A 19,795-nucleotide genomic window follows, 5' to 3' on the forward strand; every position below is an offset into this window, starting at 1 on the left:
CTCGTTCCACTACTATCTGCAGCAGTAAGAATTGTTAATTTCAAATTTTAATAATATTTGAACTTGTTATTAAATTGAGGAGAATCATATGAATAAATGGATCGTAAATTCCCACCAAAGGTGTTTGGAACGGGGGATGGACCCCTCGAAAATACCTGCTCCGGGGTTTAAGTTATCAGCAATACAACTTCATGAAGAGAAGGACAAATATAGGGATATCCTTGTTGTCACCAAATATTTTTCAAAAAAAATATTAGCATTCTTGTCAGGGACGCCTCATCTAATAGTTGTAAGCAATGACAATGGCTACCTTTTAGATAATTATGGTGACAAAACTATGAAGTCGGTGATAAATCAATTAGGCATCAAAGTTGGCATTAAGTGTGATGAAGAATTTATGGGGACAAATGTAGTAGCTCTGGCACTTCAAGAACAAAAGCCTATTCAAATTATAGGTGCGGAACACTACCATACGATGTTGGAGAATGCTGCTTGTTACTGCGTCCCATTCCATTTCACAAATTACCACAACCTATCAGGTGCTATTTCAATCATGACTTCTGTCGAGCATCATAATCATACTTATTTAGCTCTGCTTGCAAATATGGTGGATTCTATTGAACGAGAATTGTCACTACGCCTCACAAATCATAATCAAAACCTCATACAGCAGCTTGTAGTCGATAATATGCGAAATGGTATCATCATGACAGATGAGAGAGGAATCATTACAGAATTTAATGCTTACGCAGAAAAGATAACGGGAAGAAATCGACTGAGCGTTACAGGCACACCGGTTTTTCCATTTGAACATTTTGGTAGCTATTTCTATCAAGCACTCAAATATCGTAAGCAGTGTGAAAATATCGAGCTCACTTTTCGTTATTCATTAGATCAAGAAAATGTGTGTCTCTTTGATGTGCTGCCAATCTTAAATGAACGTGGTGAATTGCTTGGTGCATTCGCTCAGTTTCGTGACATCACAGAACGAGTAATCTTGGAGAAGCAAATCATTAACTCGGAAAAATTCTCAGCAATTGGGAAAATGGCAGCTGGATTAGCTCATGAGATTCGGAATCCATTAACCTCAATTATTGGCTTTTTCCAGCTCTTACAGCGGTCTAATGATCAACAAAAATTTCAGAAATACGTTGGTTTAATTAATATCGAGCTTCAAAGTATGAAACAATTGGTCTCGGATTTTGTAGTTATGGCGAAGCCTAGTACTCCAGAGAGAAGAGCAATTGATATGAAAGAATTATTGAAAGACACCATACGCTTTATGAATAGTCAAGCCATTTTGAAAAACACATCAATTACAGCTATTTACGATGATGAATTAACGATAGCGATGATTGACCCTTCTCAGATTAAACAAGTATTAGTTAACCTTCTTCAGAACGCAATTGAATCCATTGAAAAGAATGGATTTATTCAACTATGTACGGAGTTAGATACTGACAATCAAGAATTTAAAATCATCATTGAAGATAACGGAGTGGGAATGACGAAAGAAGAACTTGATCAGATCTTGAATCCATTTTTTACAACAAAAGAAAATGGTGTAGGCCTTGGATTATCAATTTGTTATCGTATTATTGAAAATCACAAGGGATATATGACAGCTACCTCTCGAAAAGGATTTGGAACAAGGTTCGAGGTTACTTTACCGCTTGTATAGTATAGGATCCACGAATTTGTTTTAAAGTGTAAAATTAAGTGATTGAGGAGGGAAGAAATGTTCGAGAATTTCTGCCAGTTTTCTAATGTACCTGAGCGAAAAGGATTTTTCTATTTGATAATACCCAATAAATTTCAGTCATGTACAAAGGTTTTTTGAACTCTTAAGTATGTACATGTACAATGGTGATTCCTTTCGTGATGGTCTTTATTGAATGCACGATATATCAGAAATCGACCCCTTGCAAATAGATTCGCGAAGGACAAACATATTTATTTTGTAACCAAACATTTGAAGGAAGAGAATTGGAATACCTTTGTGCCTGTTTACGGCGACATTCTAATTTCCAATGAAGAAGCAAAAAAAGAACTAATTGAGATATGATGTTCCTTCTGATAATGCACAAGATTTAGCCAATAGTGACCGGTCGGTTCCAGGATAACGATAGCACAACAAACAGGGAGCAGTTTGCCGCGGCAGCTGCTCCCTATTTTGATTTATGTAACTGGCAGGTTAATATTAAACGAGAAGGATAGTTTAAGATTATTCATATTGAAGCGTATCATAAATTTAAGTTATTCCGATAAATTCCGTATATAAAATATCGAGCGGAAAATACATTTTACCGATAAAATGTGGTTGTAAAGGAGGGAAATGAATGTTACAACAACTCAATAATTTAATGGACTACATTGAAACACATTTGACGGAAGAAATCTCTGGAAAAGATATATCACAAAAATTGTAGGACTATCTGATTTTCATTTTAAAAGAATGTTTTCTTATATGGCTGGAATGTCATTGAATGAGTATATCAAGAATAGGAGACTATCAGTTGCAAATTTAACGAACAACAATATTAGCCAATTTAGATAAAAGATTATAGACTATTTCACAAAATCCGTATTTTATACATATGTCATTAAAGCTCTTCCAATACGCTTTTCAAAAATATGTCCCGTTAGTTTATCGCCTGCGAAACGCCGTTTTTCCACTCAACACCATCATTCCTGTAATCACGATTATAATACGCCCCCACAAAACCAACCATATCATTCATCGCTTGTGTAACCAATTCGGTATCATTAGTTGATGAATCATGCCCCATTGGATAAATTAAAGCATCGTGATTTGCAGACACCGAACCACCAAGGTAATGATTCCAGCTGCGTTTTGGAGAATTTTTGTACATCGAGCTCGCCTTTAAACTTTGCCAACAACTCATTCAATACCGGCTTTTTATTCTTAGCATCAAGGTAACGTTTAAGCATAACTGTCGCTTCTGCTCTTGTTGCAGAACGATCCATTCTAAACGTCCCATCGTCGTAACCGTTAATAATATCAGAACTGTTTGCCAATGCGATATAAGGCACATCAGACAATTTCATTTCGTCCTGGTCGTTAAACGGTACATTAATTGCTGGAAGCTGCTGAAAACCCAACAGAACAGCTTTCCAAAGCAGGCTTTCTTGCGCCAAACCTCGAGCGACCATCTTACTGATTTCCAGTCGCGTGATTTTCGTATCCGGCCCAAACCCACTTCATTCACCAAACCATTAACCTTTGATTCTGCCCAATGTCCTTTTGTGTCAGCAAAAGCGTTACTACCACCATCTGCATCCATTAGATCAGCAAGAACCTTACTGAATTCAGCTCTCGTGATAGTTCCATCTGGCCGAAACGTGCCATCTGGATATCCATCAACCGTAGCTGATTCCACCATCGATGCGATGCCGCTTTTCGCCCAATGCCCTTGGACATCTTTAAAATTCACTGCTCCGTCAGCAGTTGCCGCAGTTACAGAATGTCCAATACCTAATGCATATAATACCGTTCCAATAATCAGAGTTTTTTTCATTGTTCCTCCCTGGTGTATGCTATTTCAAATTACATTCTACTAATTTTTACCTTCGCACGTAAAGTGTTTAACTATGCTGCCCGTTACTTCAACAGGCTACCCGAATTAGCAGGTAGCCTGTTGTTATTGTGCTATCGTGTCCCGTTAGTTCAATATTATATTATTGATTTTGGATAGACATTTTTATTTGTTTCATATGATAACCTTCCGTATCATGCGTTATAACTTTTATTAAGTTACTGTTGGATTCAATCACCCATACAGTATCTTTATCAATTTGTACTGTAGAAATCTGCTGAGTCGTTGGTTGACCAGGTATACCTTGAACTGTCACCACGTTATTGCTAATAGGAACCACTATTTTATTTACTGCCCATATTGTTAAAACTGTAAGCCAAATCATAATAAAGAGTGCATAACCCTTTTTCTGCGACATGTCTTCCTCCTTTGTTTTCCTTAAATTGGTAATCGGTATATTAGACGTTTTAAAAGTAATTAGGTTTCGCTAATCTGCCCGTTAGGTGAGCAAAAGGCTGCCGGTCGTGCCGGCAGCCTCCCAATGCTGTGTATTGAACAAACGTGTCCCGTTAGTTTATGCTCCTCAACTATAGTTTGCCGTTAGCGCAATGAGCTTTTTAAATTGCTCCGAGTTGATCTCCATGAAATATCTTGAGAATAAAATCTCTCTCAGACACCACAGTAAAAAGCGCTGATTATACGATACCTATTTTGAAACCCATACTTCCTCAAATGTAAATCCTCTAAGCTGACTTGTTTGCACTGCTTCTCTAAAATCATCAGAAACAAAAACGGCTTGAGTAGGTATATCTACAATTTTAAAGATATGATAACGGTTCACAGTTTCAGATATAAATTCATATTTTTCGAACCTCATTATTCTTCCACTTCTGTATCTTACGATTTTAGAAGCATCGTAGTCTATACAATTTAGTACGCTAAGTACATTTATGATGAAGTATTCCTCTCTATCAAATTTTGTTGGAAGTACTTCCACAAAATCATTTATTAATGGTTGTAATTGATGAACGGCACTTGCACTCAATACTGGTGCGCAACCTATAAAAGAAGGTGAATCACTCCTTGGTGCTTCTTCATATACCTCAAGTTTGATTGGTTCCCATTCATGAAGCAAAGGTATACCCTTGAACTTCTCTATTAATTCTGTCCAATCCCCATCAGCTATTCTAAAACCCTCATAATTATTACTGTCATATCCAAGTTTCCATACTCTCAATGTGTTATCCCTCCATAATTAATTTATTGGAAGTGTCCGTCCCCTTAGTTAATTGATCTCTAATATTATCGAGAATAACAATAACATCATCTAGGGATGTTGCACCAGATATAAAACTGTTTACATTATCGTAGTAAACATTTATGTGTATCGGTCGTCTATGCTCGTTTCTTACCTTGGATTATATTCCCTTTATGATTTAAAGGCTACGTACGGTAATCTGCCTGTTACTTTAACGAAAGCAGGGAGCAGTTGCCGCATAGCGGTCTGCTCCCTGCTTATTAAGCTATCGTTCTCCGTAAGTTGAATGTTCGACTGCATACTCATCGACTTAGCTAATTCAAAAACCTAATCTCATGTTTCTATGTCTACGATAATTTATTAACCCAATTTGATACTTGTTTCATAACTAAGTCAAATTTATTTATCTTTTCATCTTTAAAATAAATTTCTAAAACTTCGTCAATCACTGTCAGTTCAATATCTTGCATATTCGTTAATAGATTCTCATCACCTGATCTCCATTGCAACACCAATTTGAAAATTGTTCAATTGTAAATTCATTTTCACCATCTTCTATCATCCTAAGTAAAATTAGAAAATTTGATTTATTAAATACATACGTTACAGTTAGGTCTTGTATCATGTGCTCATTAGTTCCTTACATAATTATTTTTTTCTGCAGTTCCCCGTAAACTTTGCTAACTCAACTATAGTTTCCCGATACTTTAATAACCAATTAAATAAGTTAATCACAATCAGCAGCACCGCATAAACTTGAAAAAAATTGTGATATAAAGTACAACGATATACCTGCAATTGCGACAAGAATAAGCGTGAATACCAAGATATAAAGCAAGGCAATTTTTCTCGTTTTTTTCACTTCAACTAATTTTCATTAAATTTCCAGTCATCCTGCATTCCAAACGCCTCCTTGAGATATCCCAAAGCCAAAGAAATCACAGTTTCAGATGAAGTCTATCCCATGAAAGCAGGTACCTTTAGTCGGAAATTCCTCTCAAAGACAGACATCCTATTTATCCTCTATTTTATCGTTAGAATAAAGAATGGTTCAAACATCCATTGTTTACATATTAGCACAGTGCTTTGTTCAACAAAACTGCCCGTTAGTTGAGCGAAAGGCTGCCTGTCGTGCCGGCAGCCTCCCATTGCTGTGTATTGAACAAACGTTATCAGTTAGCGGAAACGCGTTAAGATGGGAATAGGTTTTTACATACTTCACAATATTCATCTTCGCTTAGATAAAGCGGTTTGGAATACTTTCTTATGTATTTATCATTCCATCGAAGGTGCGGAACCGCATACTCGGGATGTATATGTTCAGGTAAATCAGGTTTGTATCCAACCTGCTCACAAGCTTTACACTTATTCATCCATTTCCATAAAGCTGGGTACCTTCTTAAATAATCTATTCCCTCGTCATTTTTATATTTCAACGATTTATTATCCCCTTTTAGTTTCGTTGCTGACCTCAACATTCCTATTGTGTTAAGTTCTCCGTTAGTATCCTGCCCGTTAGTTTAATGTGGCACCTTCTTTTGTTGTTTTCACCCTCATCGTAAGCAGGTTTAGGGAAACTTTTTCGCCTTACTATCAGAGTGCGGTCGCGGTGAAAAAGGTAAAAAACGCATTTAAAACCCGCGGGGGGGGGTGTTGACAGGATCTTGCAAACAAAAAAAGGCAGGAACACTTAGAGGAAAGGTTAGTATGTCCCTTGTCCACTCATGTTCCTGCCTTGTCCTATGTCTTGCTCATCGTGTTATGCTGCATACTTATCTTTACTTGGTACTTTACCCACCGTGACAATATTATCCCAAACTGGGGATAGTACTACCAAGGCAACTGTGCATTCAACTATAGTTCTCCGTTAGGTCGAGCTGAAAAACGATACTGCCACGGTCAATCATAAAGCATGTTCTATTCTATTTTTCATATTCTATTTTCATTTCATTTAGTTTATAATTTTTCGCTACTGCTGGAACCAACCCCTTGGTTGTAGGTGACATGACGATTGTTCCTGTATTTCCATTCACTTTAATGTAATTAACGAGATAACCTTCTTTCGGAATAATGTACCAATCATGATTAAATGGTATAGTTGTTGTCTGCTGTCGATTATTTTTAGCCTCTTCCCACTTCGCACTCATTAAATCAGGTACAGTAAAATCTCCAGCCATCATTTGTGGACTAGTCGCCATCATATGTTTAGCGGTTTGATCCATTTGTTTCAATTTTTCATCAGGAATTTCAAAGATTCTGTCATCCAATATAGGATTAATTTCTATTGAAGTAACTTCAAAAGTTTCAACTATATTCCCATTCTTATCATAAAATTGTTTTTTCAATAGCATACCTGTCTCATCATCTACCCATATTTTATACGTGACAGAACTCCCCTTCTGCTTTTGATATGAAGGTAATTCCCCTTCGATGAGTTTTGTTTTACGAGCTACTAACATATCTTCGCCTTTAAATGACCACAAATTTAAGTCAACAACCATAAAACCCATGTTACGTAAGGGACTAACGATATCTTGTGCGTTCCTTGACCAAGCTGGATCGATAGGCAAGTAATAAGATGGGATTCCGTCTGATGCGGTAGATACAAAAGTTGTTCTAGGCTCCATCTCTGGATTTCGAGAACCAACTTTTGTTACCCTGTCTTCCTTACCATTTGTCTGTTCCAACATATAATGATTATCATTTATATATTCATTTATAGTCCCATTAGGTTGAGTAACTACTTCATACGAAGCTGGATTCTTACCTTCACGAATTTGAAATTCAACTGTTGAAGAAACTGAGTTTATATTTGTTTGTGCTTTTCCTCTCAAAGATTTTATGTTCTGATATGAATATGCCATCTTTTGTATAAATTCAGCTTTAACTTTTTCGTTGACTGGCAGTTGGTCCTGATTCTCAAATACTTTGTTTCGGGGAGGATAATTAACTGCCTCATTTTGTACGACCTCTGGTAATTGGTCCTGTTTCTGAGGGGTACTTTGAGTAAGGGAACTTCTTTGAACGCTATTCCAATTAGAAATAAAACTCCATGTTTTATCCAAGTTCAAAGTAAAGATTCCTGCTAACAATACTCCTGCAACTGTTATACCCATCAAAGGCACAACTCTTCTAAATGTGCTTCTTTTGTTTTTCAGTTCCATTTCAATAAGGCGAATTTTCTCTTGAGTCATTTTATTTTGTTTAAAAGGCTGTGCCTCCAACCGACTATACCAATCAGGTCGCTGTGACATTAGTCATTCTCCTTATCTAATTGTTTAGCAACTTTAGCCCTCGCCCGGAAGATCCTAGACTTCACAGTTCCTATTGATATATTGAGCGTATCCGCAATTTCCTTCATTGTCATATGATGAACTGCATCCAACAGTAAGACTTCCCTTAGTTTTATGGGCAATTCTAAAACAATTCTCCAAATATCATCAGAAAACTCTTTTGACAAGTATTCTTCTTCTGCCGATGGGCTTGTCTTATTGTCTTGAATGATATCCATTAGAATTATTTTTCGAAAAAAAGACTTTTTCCTATAATCGCTTGCAAGGTTACGTGCTATCTTAATTAACCAAGTTCGAAAAGAACTATCCCCTCGAAATGTAGCTATATAACGGTAGGCTTTACTAAATGTATCTTGAGTAATATCATCCGCGATGTCAGGTTGGCCTACAAGGAAATATACGTAATTCCATACAGCCTGACCATGATTTTCAATGACATGCCGGAAATCAATAGCTTCTATTTCAGATACATAACGAAGATTATCATCCACTACTACGTCTCCTTTATATATTTAATTAGACCAATCGAACGGACTGAAGGTTCCGTACAAAAGAATATATTTTTCCAATAAATTGATTTGAAGTAAAAAAACAACTATCCGTAAATCCGATAGTTGCTCTTTGGTACCGCTATTACTTACAAGTCGAATAGTTCGTGGGTCCAGAATTGTTTTAATGAACTACACTGCCCGTTAGCTGAGCGGTTAGGATTAATTTGTTGGTAATCGGAGAATTTCTTGTGTGAACGAACATGAAAATCGAACTCCTATAAGGTAGGTGGATTTGTGTCTCAAGACTACAGTGTAGGCACATTTGTGTGTTGAACACAAAAAAACACCAGTGCACGCAAGAAAAAATCTCCTTCGGGCACGGTGCTTCCGTGTTTTCATCAAATAAAAAGGAATACTTTCCTTAAGAATTTCAAAAAATTAATGTCCTTAAAAGAATCCATTTTCTTGCTCAAATGGTTAAGCTCCCATTTTTCCCCTAATAGGTGTTTGTTTATTTCAAAAATCTCCTTGTCGAATTGATTGAGCTCGTTATTCAGGATGATTCTGGCGGCATCTTCTTCCCTCTTTAAGAGGTCATGCTCCGGACTATATGTTTGCTTAATGGTAGATATCAGGTCCTGTGCCCTTGTTTTATAAGTTTGTTCTACGTTATTTAATATTGATTTCCTGTCGTTAAATTTTGATTTTAAGGCAGTGATTTCACCTGGAGGCATGGATTGGGGGATATTAGGTCTATACTTGCGCTCTATCATTTTTTTCCATTCTACTAGTGCTTTCGCTTGGGATGGACTCAATTCTATATGAACCGAGCCACCATTTTTTAATATCATATATACCTTTTCAATTTTTTTACGACCATAGGACTGAAATATATTAATATCCAAAAAATCAGCCGGAGTACGAATTCCATTTGATCTTAAACGCCGTTTGATTTCATCATCAATATCCGGTATTTTTTCTTTGCTAATCGTATGCTTCTTTAATTGATCTTCCAGCCAAGTTTTTCGGAATGAAGCCAATAAGCCGGCAAGTTCGGTATGTTCCTCCTGATCTATGGTTTGTCTTTCACCAGCGATTTCGCTTATCTGACTCCAGAGTTCCTTCTCTACTTCTTCGGTTTCATTCTTTACTCGTTCCGATATTTCCCTTTGCCTTTGTAATAGATCATTAATCTTGTTTTCCTCCATTTGTTGGAGCTCTTGCTTGATATAGTTAATTTTGTTCAATTCGCTTGTCAGATCGGAGGCTGCACCATGAAGTTCCTTTATTTTTTCAGACGTGGTTCTTTTTTCCATAACAGTGGGAAGCTTCACATAACGCCAGCTCAAAAAGGCAATTTCAATAACTAAACCCAAAGCAGTGCAGGATGCTAAACCTGTAATCGGAGCCTTTCCGTACATAACAGTTGTAGCCAATGCCGTGAGGGTTATGACCGAGAATGAAACGGTTCTTTCTAAAACGAGCCCATATGTGGGCAGAGGCCAGAATGGCCTTGCTTCTGCTGTAAGATAATCAAGTACCCACGACGAATCAACAGGATCCAATGTTTCCGGTTGGGATTGGGCAACGGCTAACCGCTTCTTTATAGTGAATTTATCATAGAAGGCTGTTAGATAAGTATTTAATTTCGTTGCTAAGTCGGCAGAGACAGAAGAGACAGAAGCGGCTGGGTGATGAACAACATTAACCTGTGATTCGGGATCAGGAGGCTTTGGCACATTCGGCACCTCTAATGCCATGACATCACGAAAGCAGTTTACTAAAGAACGTAACGTTTCATCATTAACAAGCTCCAGTAATTCAAAAGCGCGTGATTCGCCAGGGGAGACAAAATCTTTTTGTCGAAAGAGGAGACTTTCTTCAGCTTCTCCCGCGCCAAGCGAATTCCATAACGAAGCATCCACACTAACGGCTAATATTGCAATCAAAATGACCCAGAACGAAAAGTTATCGATGTATGGCCCAAAATGCTCTACGACTCTTCCGGGGTGTTGATAATTTCTGTGACCGAGCTCGTTGCTTAGCATGCCGTTTAAGCCTGGTACATACATGCCATCATAATCGATCAGAATAATTTCATCCCTGTGAATCAATATGTTGCCATGCTGCAGGTCACCATGCGCAATGTTTGCCATGTGCAGCTCATTAATGATTTTTAGCCATTGATTTGCTAGTCCTTTTAAAATTTCAACGTTATGCAAATTTCTTTGGATGTAATAAAGCAGCGATTCCCCCTCAACCCATTGCATTTTTACGACAGGGAACCAATTGCCATTTATTTTTATGCCTTCAGAGAGGTACTCAAAAGGAACCATATACGGTAGATTCACTGAGCTTAAATGCGAGCTGATGGCATCGTAACGGTCCTTCTGATCCTTCACATTATTGGTAAAACACCTGATCGCCCATTCCGAATGTCCGCACTTGATTCTGTAAACACTGGCGAAGCTGCCAGAAATGGGGCGAGGGAGTCCAAGCTTATCCAATTCAGGGAGTCCGGATTGAAGCTCCGGGTCCTGAAAACAAATGTGCGGATTTTGAATCGCTTCCCTATAATCCTGTGGAGTGGGCCAAAACATCGCCTCATCTCCCCTTACATAAGATTTACTCGAATGAAAGTAACATCATCATTCCTTAGATAAAAGCTGCCGTCGCGGCGAACTAGCTTTCTTTCTGCCTCCACCAAACGGATAAAGTCATCTTCACAGGTTAACCCGTGTATTTGCTTGATTACATTGGTGCCTTCCTCGTAGCGAGTCAAAGTCCAGCAGGCCAAGGCATCGGTCATTAACCAAAAGGAATCTCCCGCTTGAGCTGTACCGCTCCAATTTTTCACGGATGCTTGAAGATGAAGGTTATAAGCTCCGTTACTCGAAATGAGAATCGGTCTATTATGAAAATCCTCGACGGAAGCCAGTGGAAAAAAGTGTTCAATTTGTTCATCCCGAATTTGAAACATGCAGCTATCACCAATCGCAATCGCATCAAACTCTACTGACCAAGTATCCGTCAAACGAAAAGTAATTCCAGCTAACGTAGAAAATGCCCCGCTGTTCAGCTTTTCTTGAGCGTACCAGGGAAGGTCTTTGGTATTTAGCTTTCTCTTCCAATCTTTGGACAATTTGGGGATGGAGTTGTGGAGCTGATGACTATCCATTTTCCCCTTGCAATAATAGCCAGCGAGTAAACCCGCCCATATATTAGCGAATGAGGATTCACTCGCCCCATCCGCTATGGCGAATCGATGATACGCAGTATCCTTATTCACAAAAATACTGGTGTTGAACGCATCTTCATATTCCTCTTTGCGATTTCCCGCCTTTTGCAATGAAAAACATTCACTTGCAATTTGCACCATAGCAACCCCTATCTAAGATTGGCGGGACGCGTACCGATATCAAGCGCTTGGACTACAAGGGTTAGATCTGCATTCATGACAAATCCCCTTGCTCCGTCCGAAAGATTCAATTGATGCTCCTGATTGGCCACCCACATCATAAATGGCGTTAGATTGCTGGATCCTTCGTAGAGCAGCCTCGAGAATTGGTCAGGCAGCCCATCCGCGGTTTCCGGGAAACTCACACTAACCGCATTCGGTCTGCTGGAAATATGCAAGTTGAATAGAAAGACGTTCCCATCGTCCGTAGCCAGTGCTCTTATTTGTTCTATGGCAGAACTCGGGTCTCCATCGGTGGATTCTCCATCTGTAATATGGATGACCACTGGCGGAAAACAATGAGGATACTCGCTGATCCATTGACTCAGAATGGTATAGGCGGAATTCATCGCCTGACACATGGGTGTCCCGCCGTTTGAGACTGGATCAAACCAGATTGGAAACTTTACAATTTGATCAACAATACCGCCAGCACCGTCCGGAACTTTCTTCAGACGCTTTTCCAGCCTTGACGGATTATCCGCGATTTCACTAATCGGTACTAATTCTTTTCCGGCAAGTACGTCACCGAAGGCCGGCCCAACACTGGCGCCATAGCCGATCACACCAACGTGGAAGTAATCGCGTATCCCCTCCGACTTCGCACACTTTATAATGAGATTCTGCAATAACCGATTGATGGCATCGGATACACTATCGGCTTTGGTGCTAGCTCCGAAAGGGTCGGACATGGAACCGGACTGATCAATAATAAACAGAAAGCAAGACGGATTGGAGCGGCTGATTTCTGCTGAGTACATAGTTTACCTCCTTAATCCTGTACATAGTTAATCATATTCCGGTGGGAATGAGGATTTGTGCTTTTATTGAAAAAAATTTGGGCAGGATTGGAAAAGAGATTCATGTGGATGACATGGAACGTGCTATTGCATGTACCATGTGCGTGGGAGACTACGACGCTATTGAAGCAAAAATTCTGAACTTAGAGGCACGGTGACATTGGGTAAAACCCGTGATAAACCCATCATACCGAGATGCTTCTTTTCTTTCAAAGTCCATTTCTTAGCACTAATAGGAATGTTTACTTGAATAACAAAAGAGGAGCTGCTGCGAAGCAAGCCCCTCAACTATCGTTCTGCGTTAGCGCAATGATTCATGCCGAATGCCAAAGTGTGAACACAATGTTATGCCAGGTCCCTACCCCTACCATCAAAGTAAACTTACAATCACTACTTAATCTTACGTATGATGATTTCAAAATTCTTAGCCAATACCCAACCATTCATTCCGTATGATAACATAAGAATAATGTATTTATAACCACCTTCAATTAAGATTTGTTCCATTTCATCAATCGAATCATACATCACTGGCCATCCATAGGATTTCTGCTTTCTTAATAGTTCAGAATTTCCTTTGATAAACTTAGGAATATCTGATTCATAAATATCAAGAATAATACTGCCTTTCAATTGGTGTTCAAAAAAATGATTAAACACTTCAGTAAAAACAATTTCTGTTTCCTCAATTATTCTATTATCATCATATTTAGTATGTAATTTGATTTGATCATTTTGTAAATCGACTTCATAAGATAAGATTTCATTATCATGTACTTTTGACATAATTTATCTCACCCTCCCTTATGCACGGCTTGCCGAAATTACCGCTATTTCACTATCGTTATCCGTTAGCGGAATCCCTTAAGTTATTAATTCACAATTCACAATGCAAATAGTAACATCACTTTTTTTCTTTTACGAAAGTTCCAAAGTCAAGAAATAATACTTCTGTTTGTGAATTTATTTGCTTTTTACTACGGGCAATAGCAATAACAGGATAGTATTCTTCAGTAGATGAACGTCTAATTTCTCCATATTGGGTATATATACTGAGTGTTGGTTTATTTACCGAATCTAAGTTAGTTGGATATTTTATTAACATAGCAATTGTAGAAAATATAATGCCAATAAAAATAGTCACAATGAATATTCTTTTGGCTTCCGTTTTATTCATTGATCAGCCTCCTACATTACATTTCATCTCTTTAAAGTTCTCATCTTTATGATACCATAAAATGGAACTACACTGCCCGTTACTACAATAGAGAACGGCAGCCGATCGGGTGACCAGCTGCCGCTATATGAGTATTCAACAAACGTTATCCTTTAGTTTAATCCATTTCCAGTTACAACTTTTCTTTTCTAAAAGACAGAATTCTAAGTTGGTCATCATCCTTGTAATTTTTACATTTTGATAATTCAACATCAATAAAATCACTATCTCTTTCGTGTATTCGAATTAATTTACAGACATATTCCGTCTTGCCTTTGTCTGTACTCCATGCATCTCGTGAGTTATCAACTATCCAATTTATTTCTTTACCATTTGAAATTACGTCATGAATGGCTGGACCGCTATCCATTCCTGGTTCTATAATCATTAGATTGTCTCCTTGCCCCTCATTAAATCTTGTTACCATTTTATCAACTCGTTCAAGGTCAGCTCTGTCAAGATGAAAAATAACTGAGTTGGTAGCAGTATCGTTCACTTTATTTGATTGATTTACAAACACAAAAATGAAGACAATCAAAGCAATAATTATGAATGTCTGAGTGATAATTAAAGTTTTTTTGTATTTAATATTTTTACCTCCTTCAAAGTTTTATTTACATTCTTTTACGAAAACGGCGAGAATATGTTGCATTAAACTGCCCGATAGTTCAATCATTTACCTTAATGGGTACCATTTTAAGGTTTTCGGATCTGTTATATTTCCCTGAGCAAAACGGTATTCATAAAGTGTCTGACCTTCAGATGATAATGCTAAAGGTTTTAAAGTAGACCCTGGATACATTTTAGGCCACCATACTAATAGCGGTTTGTTGGGCTCTATTTTCCTTTTTACACGATCGTCTCCTTCACCGACTTCGATAAATGCAACTTGTGGGTCATTTGAAATAACAGATATAAGTGCTACCGACTCTGGGGGGTTAACACCTGTGAACTGATAATTAAGCCAACCAATAGTTCTTAAAGAATCGGAGGTATTTTCGTTATCAAATGTGGTTACATAATTACAAAACCAGAATGGGCCTTTTTTACGAACAACAGCAGTTCGCTCTCCATTCGAAGTGTCTATTAAATACACTCTTCCCCAAAGTAAATCTACTTGATCAAAGACCGTTATATCCTTGCCTACAGATGTATGTGCTTTCGCCGCGGCAATCGGAGTAAGGCGAGTCCCACCGATAAAGTTGATGTAGGAGTACCAGCCAATTATAGACACCATAATGATAATAAAGAGAACTACTTTATTTTTTCGTTTCATGCTTTCTCCTCTCATAAACAACAAAAATGCTGTTATAAAACTATCACTCCAAATCGGTTGTAATATCTGCTCAAGTTTAAAGAAGCTCATATTCGATAAAAGAGGTTTTTATCCATTTAAATTACCATATAACGGAAATAAATCCTATGAGCTTATAGAACTAAGCTGCCCGATAGCTTAACGAGGCCACCGAGTTATACCGGCAGCCTCGTTTCTGGTTGAGCTATAGTTATCCGTTAGCGTAATGACCTCATCTGTCATCACCACATGAACCTGCATAGAATAAATCAACATTACCTGGTTAGTGATTTGTGTTCTTCGGACGGACCACACTAGAGAAACAATCATTTGGACGAACAACAACCTCACTTCTATTGAAGTGAGGTTGTTTGATGAGGTTATTAAGTTGTTTAAACAAATTCATTAACCACCTGAATTTATATTTGCATCATCAATACCATTATTGCTGCTACTTTTTTTACTACTGTTTTGATTTGGTTTTTGGTTTTTTTGCTTTGCTGATTCTATACTCTTTTTTGGTTCGTCATGATATTAGCCCACCATCTTAAGAATTGGAACATTAATATTATATGCTTTTAGGGACAATATACACCATTCATTTAGTGGACTTCTTTGGCACTCACTCATTCGTATAAATGATTTACATATAGGAGAAAACAAGCATGTCAATACAAATAATTATATTAAGGAGAGAAAACCAAAATGAAAAAGAAAGCATTTACGTTTTTTTTAAGTATCTGTTTCATGTTTCTGTTGTGTACAGGAGTATCGAGTGCCGCAGGTAGTACAGGTATGACTGGATCGGCATATAACGGATATGGTTCAGTTAACGGTACGACTACTACTAATAGTTACGGGACAAATTCAACAGCTACTTATAGAACTAATTCTGCTACTGATGACAATGATAACAATTGGGGTTGGCTTGGCCTTCTAGGGTTAGTCGGTTTAGCTGGGTTAAAAAAGCGGAATCGTGAACACACCTAAAATATAGACATTGCTACTAATAACCTCCGTTTCTAACGGAGGTTATTGTATGATTCAATCCCGAGAATTCCTTTTTTAACTATATTATTACATTGTTTTCTATCCTTATACATCTAGAAACCACTAATGACTTGTTACTATTAAATTTTAGGAAAATTTCGACGCTTGATTATGGTACATATAAAACATTTCGTTTTTTTTCCTCTTAACATTTGTTCATTTTCGCAAAGTAAACATCGCATGTAATCACCTCTGTTGGTATTGTATCCAAAGGAAATAATCAAACATTCACTATTCAGTAATTTTTTTTTAATAATGTAAATCGACGGCTACATGAATTTTAAAGGAACAAATGGGTATGATATACAAGTCATTAAACTAGAACAAAGGAGCTAAACTCATATGGGAATTTTAAGCGGTAATCCAAAAGATGAACCTCTACACTACGGGGAAATTTTTAGTGTATGGACAGCGTCCACAGTGGCTAAAGGAGCTGTATCCTGTTATCAAGCCTATTTAAATCATTCAGGAGACAAAGATCTTAAAAAGATACTCGACGGTCTCATTGATCAAGCAAATCTTGAAATAAAAGAATTAGATAAAATACTTGTTGATAACGGAATTGCCACAGTTCCAACAATGCCTGAAAGACCGGCAGTTAAACTCGAGGATATCCCAGTCGGTGCAAGATTCGCTGATCCCGAGATTGCAGCCAAAATTGCTGCTGACGTTTCATTGGGATTGGTTGCCTGCAGTCAAGCTATGGGCCAATCCATTAGAGTTGATATTGGCGCTTTATTTGCAAAATACCATATAACTAAAACAGCATTAGGCCTTAAAATACTGGAGATGAGTAAAGAAAAAGGTTGGCTTGTTCCTCCTCCACTACAAATAAAAAGGCCTGAAACAGTAAATGCGTAGTTTAATCTAAATAGATGGCAATATATTTGTAAAATTAGGCATAGAAGCAGAAACAACTTCCTCGAAAGACGAGGAAGTTGTTTCTGTTTTGGGCCTTAGTCTTTAATCCGTCATGCCAATCAAGGTAAGCCATTTTTCCGTCAAAACGGAAAGACAACACTAAACAAAATCCGACTTGGGTGTATTCAAAGGATTAAAATAATCTTCGCCTTCGAGGTCTCGGACATGAGGCGGTAGACGAGATCCTCCCTCCAGCCAGTTCTTCCGCCTTCGACCCAGGAATACAAACAATTTGTTCCATTATCCTGCCCGTTAGTTGAGAAAAGGCAACCGATCAACTAAGGTCGGCTGCCTTCTTTTGTTGATATTGAACTAACGTTCCTCGTTAGCGTAGCTTGTTTCTCAAAAAACCTAGAATATTGAATGTGCTTGGTCATAGTCATCTTGAAATGAACTTATTAAATGATCTCACTTCTCCGCTTTTTTAAGCTCTTATAAATTGAAAAAATAATAATAATCAGACTCGCTATAAATCCAGTAATTGTAACTATAGTCGAGTATTTATGATAATGATATTTTAACTCTTGTACCATTTGAAATCCCCACAAAAATGTAGGAAAAGATAAAAAAATCAGAAGAAGATTAGTACGACCAATTGCGTACTTAATATAGACAATAGAAATTAAGGTGAAAATCCCAATTCCTAGCAGAGTGACCCTAAATTCATCATAAGAAATAGAAACAGGGATGTCACCTGAAATAATAATCAACCAACACCAAAGAAAAAAAGACCATAATCCGAATAAAAACGATATAAATAAGTGTATTTTTTTCATTATTTACAATTCACTTCCGTTATATTATTTGGGACATTATCCTTGTTTCCACGTATCATCATATGCTGTGACAATACTCCTATTGTTCCCAATTCAGGGGGAAATACCTGCCACCACTGAGGACAGCGGTCTTTAACATTATGCTACATTAAACTGCCCGTTACATTAATGAAAACAGGAGCTGCTGTGGCAAGCTGCTCCCCGTTTGTTAGTGTACTATCGTTCCTATGTTAGTTTAAATGACAAGTGCTATTTGAAAATTTTAAAATATCTGCTTTGGGATGATAGTGTAAGAAATGAATCCCGGTGTTGTTGGTATGGAACCAGACATTATTATTTGAAGGTAACTGGAGGAAATTTTCAATGAGTTTCGTAATAGTTCCTCCGTGAGAAACAATGGCAACTCTTTTATATTGGCTGCTATTCTCTTTTATGTAAGATAAGATTTGTTTGATTCGCTCATAAAATTTTAAGTCGCTTTCATCAAATTCCTGCTCGCATAGATTATCAAGATATCTCACTTCACAATCAACGATACTCGCTAAAATATCCGCCGTTTGCCTTGCACGTTGAAGTGTACTTGACCAAATAAACTCTGGTGGAAATTCTTTTGAAACACGTGCAGACATTTTTTTACTTTGCTCAATTCCTAAGCTTGTTAACGGTTCAAGTACATTTACTTTCTCATCCTCTGATTCTCCATGTCGAATTACTAATATCTCCATCATTAGTTTCACCTCAATTAATTGCTTTCACTAATTTTACCATCTGGATGAAATTGTGATCATTATCTTATCAGACCCTTTGGATTTGGCGGCGCGTTGAACTATCGTTTTCAGTTAGTTGAACAAAAATTCTTTTTACTGTTCTACTGTAACTTAGTGAAAAAGTTGCATTTTCTGTACTCATCTTTTGAGAGTTCAATAACTATTTGTTCTTGCTGACTTACGTCTTTTATTGCGTATAATTTACCCCCACCATTACGGATTATCATAGGTCCTTCAGGTGTATTTCTACCCACCTCACCATTTTGGGTTGGGTACGGACTTACTTGTTTATTCACTACCCCTATTTCTTTATCAATCTTATCTATTGGTACAGACTCAGTAACCAACTCATAAATAGTGTCATTCCAAGCCAAAGTTACACGTACTGTTTTACCGTACTCCAATTCATCTTTACGACTCTCGGTTTGTGGAGCTGAAGAACACCCTGAAAAGATTATTATTAAAGTCAATACAATGTAGAAAACCTTCTTATTCATGATCTCACCCCTAAAGGAATAGACGTTACTTTACAGTCAAGAGTTACAGTTCAATTCTAAGATTTACTGCTTTAACCTGCCCGTTACTTCAACGAAAAAAGGGAGCAACTACCGCCGCGAGCTGCTCCCTGATTATTCAACTATAGTGTCCCGTTAGAGCTCAACGATGAAAGAATTTCCCACTCACTTTTACTAAGTTTATAATAATAATATCTTTCGTTATCAATCTCGATAATACTTTGAAAATTCAAACCGCATTTTTGTATTACTCTATTCGACGGTTCGTTACGTAAAAGAGCTATAGCATTAAGCGCCTCGACGTTCGTATTCTCAAATAAATACTTGATTATCCCTTGTGCAGCTTGCGTGGTATAACCCTTGCCTCTATGATCCTTTGATATTGCATACATGATCTCTC

The 19,795-nt window shown here is 37.6% G+C and carries 19 protein-coding genes; 3 read left to right on the plus strand and 16 right to left on the minus strand.

The features are described 5' to 3' along the window. Positions 1-88: 88 nt before the first annotated feature. The gene (locus ASL11_RS34150) at positions 89-1,681 is read left to right on the plus strand and encodes an ATP-binding protein (protein ID WP_056625471.1); all 1,593 of its coding nucleotides are present in this window, start codon (positions 89-91) and stop codon (positions 1,679-1,681) included. A 1,097-nt stretch (positions 1,682-2,778) separates the two neighbouring features. Here ASL11_RS34150 and ASL11_RS34155 read toward each other — a convergent pair. From ASL11_RS34155 to ASL11_RS34220, 13 genes are all read right to left on the minus strand, one after another. Continuing rightward, positions 2,779-3,054: an S-layer homology domain-containing protein gene (locus tag ASL11_RS34155; RefSeq protein WP_235550661.1), complete on the minus strand. Its 276-nt coding sequence runs from the start codon at positions 3,052-3,054 to the stop codon at positions 2,779-2,781. 11 nt (positions 3,055-3,065) lie between these two features. Then, entirely contained in the window at positions 3,066-3,539 is a 474-nt protein-coding gene (locus ASL11_RS34160; RefSeq protein ID WP_056625475.1) for an S-layer homology domain-containing protein, read from the minus strand. Positions 3,540-3,699: 160 nt separating this feature from the next. Beyond that, positions 3,700-3,975, minus strand: coding sequence for a hypothetical protein (locus tag ASL11_RS34165; protein ID WP_056625478.1), 276 nt, complete (start codon positions 3,973-3,975; stop codon positions 3,700-3,702). Between the two features lie 288 nt (positions 3,976-4,263). Then, positions 4,264-4,794, minus strand: a complete 531-nt coding sequence (locus ASL11_RS34170; protein WP_056625482.1) for an imm11 family protein — start codon at positions 4,792-4,794, stop codon at positions 4,264-4,266. Between the two features lie 1,943 nt (positions 4,795-6,737). After that, positions 6,738-8,069, minus strand: a complete 1,332-nt coding sequence (locus tag ASL11_RS34180) for a sigma-E factor regulatory protein RseB domain-containing protein (RefSeq protein ID WP_056625488.1) — start codon at positions 8,067-8,069, stop codon at positions 6,738-6,740. Next, positions 8,069-8,599 (minus strand): RNA polymerase sigma factor, encoded by a 531-nt coding sequence (locus ASL11_RS34185; protein WP_056625491.1) that lies wholly within the window; start codon positions 8,597-8,599, stop codon positions 8,069-8,071. Before ASL11_RS34185 ends, ASL11_RS34180 begins: the two co-directional genes overlap by 1 nt. A 398-nt stretch (positions 8,600-8,997) precedes the next feature. Further along, positions 8,998-11,199 (minus strand): protein kinase domain-containing protein, encoded by a 2,202-nt coding sequence (locus ASL11_RS34190; RefSeq protein ID WP_056625494.1) that lies wholly within the window; start codon positions 11,197-11,199, stop codon positions 8,998-9,000. A gap of 14 nt (positions 11,200-11,213) precedes the next feature. Beyond that, positions 11,214-11,978 carry a hypothetical protein gene (locus tag ASL11_RS34195; RefSeq protein WP_056625497.1) on the minus strand — a complete coding sequence of 255 codons (765 nt, stop codon included), beginning with the start codon at positions 11,976-11,978 and terminating at the stop codon, positions 11,214-11,216. A gap of 8 nt (positions 11,979-11,986) precedes the next feature. Continuing rightward, the gene (locus ASL11_RS34200) at positions 11,987-12,817 is read right to left on the minus strand and encodes a vWA domain-containing protein (RefSeq protein WP_056625499.1); all 831 of its coding nucleotides are present in this window, start codon (positions 12,815-12,817) and stop codon (positions 11,987-11,989) included. Between the two features lie 429 nt (positions 12,818-13,246). Further along, a complete protein-coding gene (locus tag ASL11_RS34205; RefSeq protein ID WP_056625502.1) occupies positions 13,247-13,642 on the minus strand; it encodes a hypothetical protein in 396 nt (131 codons plus the stop codon). Positions 13,643-13,760: 118 nt separating this feature from the next. Beyond that, entirely contained in the window at positions 13,761-14,033 is a 273-nt protein-coding gene (locus ASL11_RS34210; RefSeq protein ID WP_056625505.1) for a hypothetical protein, read from the minus strand. Positions 14,034-14,205: 172 nt separating this feature from the next. Beyond that, entirely contained in the window at positions 14,206-14,592 is a 387-nt protein-coding gene (locus ASL11_RS34215; RefSeq protein WP_162261692.1) for a DUF4362 domain-containing protein, read from the minus strand. A gap of 156 nt (positions 14,593-14,748) precedes the next feature. Beyond that, on the minus strand, positions 14,749-15,348 hold the full coding sequence (locus tag ASL11_RS34220) for a hypothetical protein (protein WP_056625510.1): 600 nt from the start codon (positions 15,346-15,348) through the stop codon (positions 14,749-14,751). Between the two features lie 723 nt (positions 15,349-16,071). Here ASL11_RS34220 and ASL11_RS37050 point away from each other — a divergent pair. Both ASL11_RS37050 and ASL11_RS34230 read left to right on the plus strand, forming a co-directional pair. After that, positions 16,072-16,356 carry a WGxxGxxG family protein gene (locus ASL11_RS37050; protein WP_056625513.1) on the plus strand — a complete coding sequence of 95 codons (285 nt, stop codon included), beginning with the start codon at positions 16,072-16,074 and terminating at the stop codon, positions 16,354-16,356. Positions 16,357-16,758: 402 nt separating this feature from the next. Next, positions 16,759-17,277: a DUF3231 family protein gene (locus ASL11_RS34230; protein ID WP_056625516.1), complete on the plus strand. Its 519-nt coding sequence runs from the start codon at positions 16,759-16,761 to the stop codon at positions 17,275-17,277. Between the two features lie 1,066 nt (positions 17,278-18,343). On the opposite strand, the gene ASL11_RS34240 is transcribed toward ASL11_RS34230, so the two are convergent. The 3 genes from ASL11_RS34240 to ASL11_RS34250 form a co-directional block, all read right to left on the minus strand. Further along, a complete protein-coding gene (locus ASL11_RS34240) occupies positions 18,344-18,841 on the minus strand; it encodes a phosphoglycerate mutase family protein (RefSeq protein ID WP_235550659.1) in 498 nt (165 codons plus the stop codon). Between the two features lie 140 nt (positions 18,842-18,981). After that, positions 18,982-19,377: a hypothetical protein gene (locus ASL11_RS34245; RefSeq protein WP_056625522.1), complete on the minus strand. Its 396-nt coding sequence runs from the start codon at positions 19,375-19,377 to the stop codon at positions 18,982-18,984. Positions 19,378-19,517: 140 nt separating this feature from the next. Beyond that, positions 19,518-19,795 (minus strand): GNAT family N-acetyltransferase (locus ASL11_RS34250; RefSeq protein ID WP_157257148.1); only part of this gene is annotated, 278 nt, incomplete at its 5' end.

The organism is Paenibacillus sp. Soil750 (assembly GCF_001428045.1).
Taxonomy (GTDB): domain Bacteria; phylum Bacillota; class Bacilli; order Paenibacillales; family NBRC-103111; genus Paenibacillus_E; species Paenibacillus_E allorhizoplanae.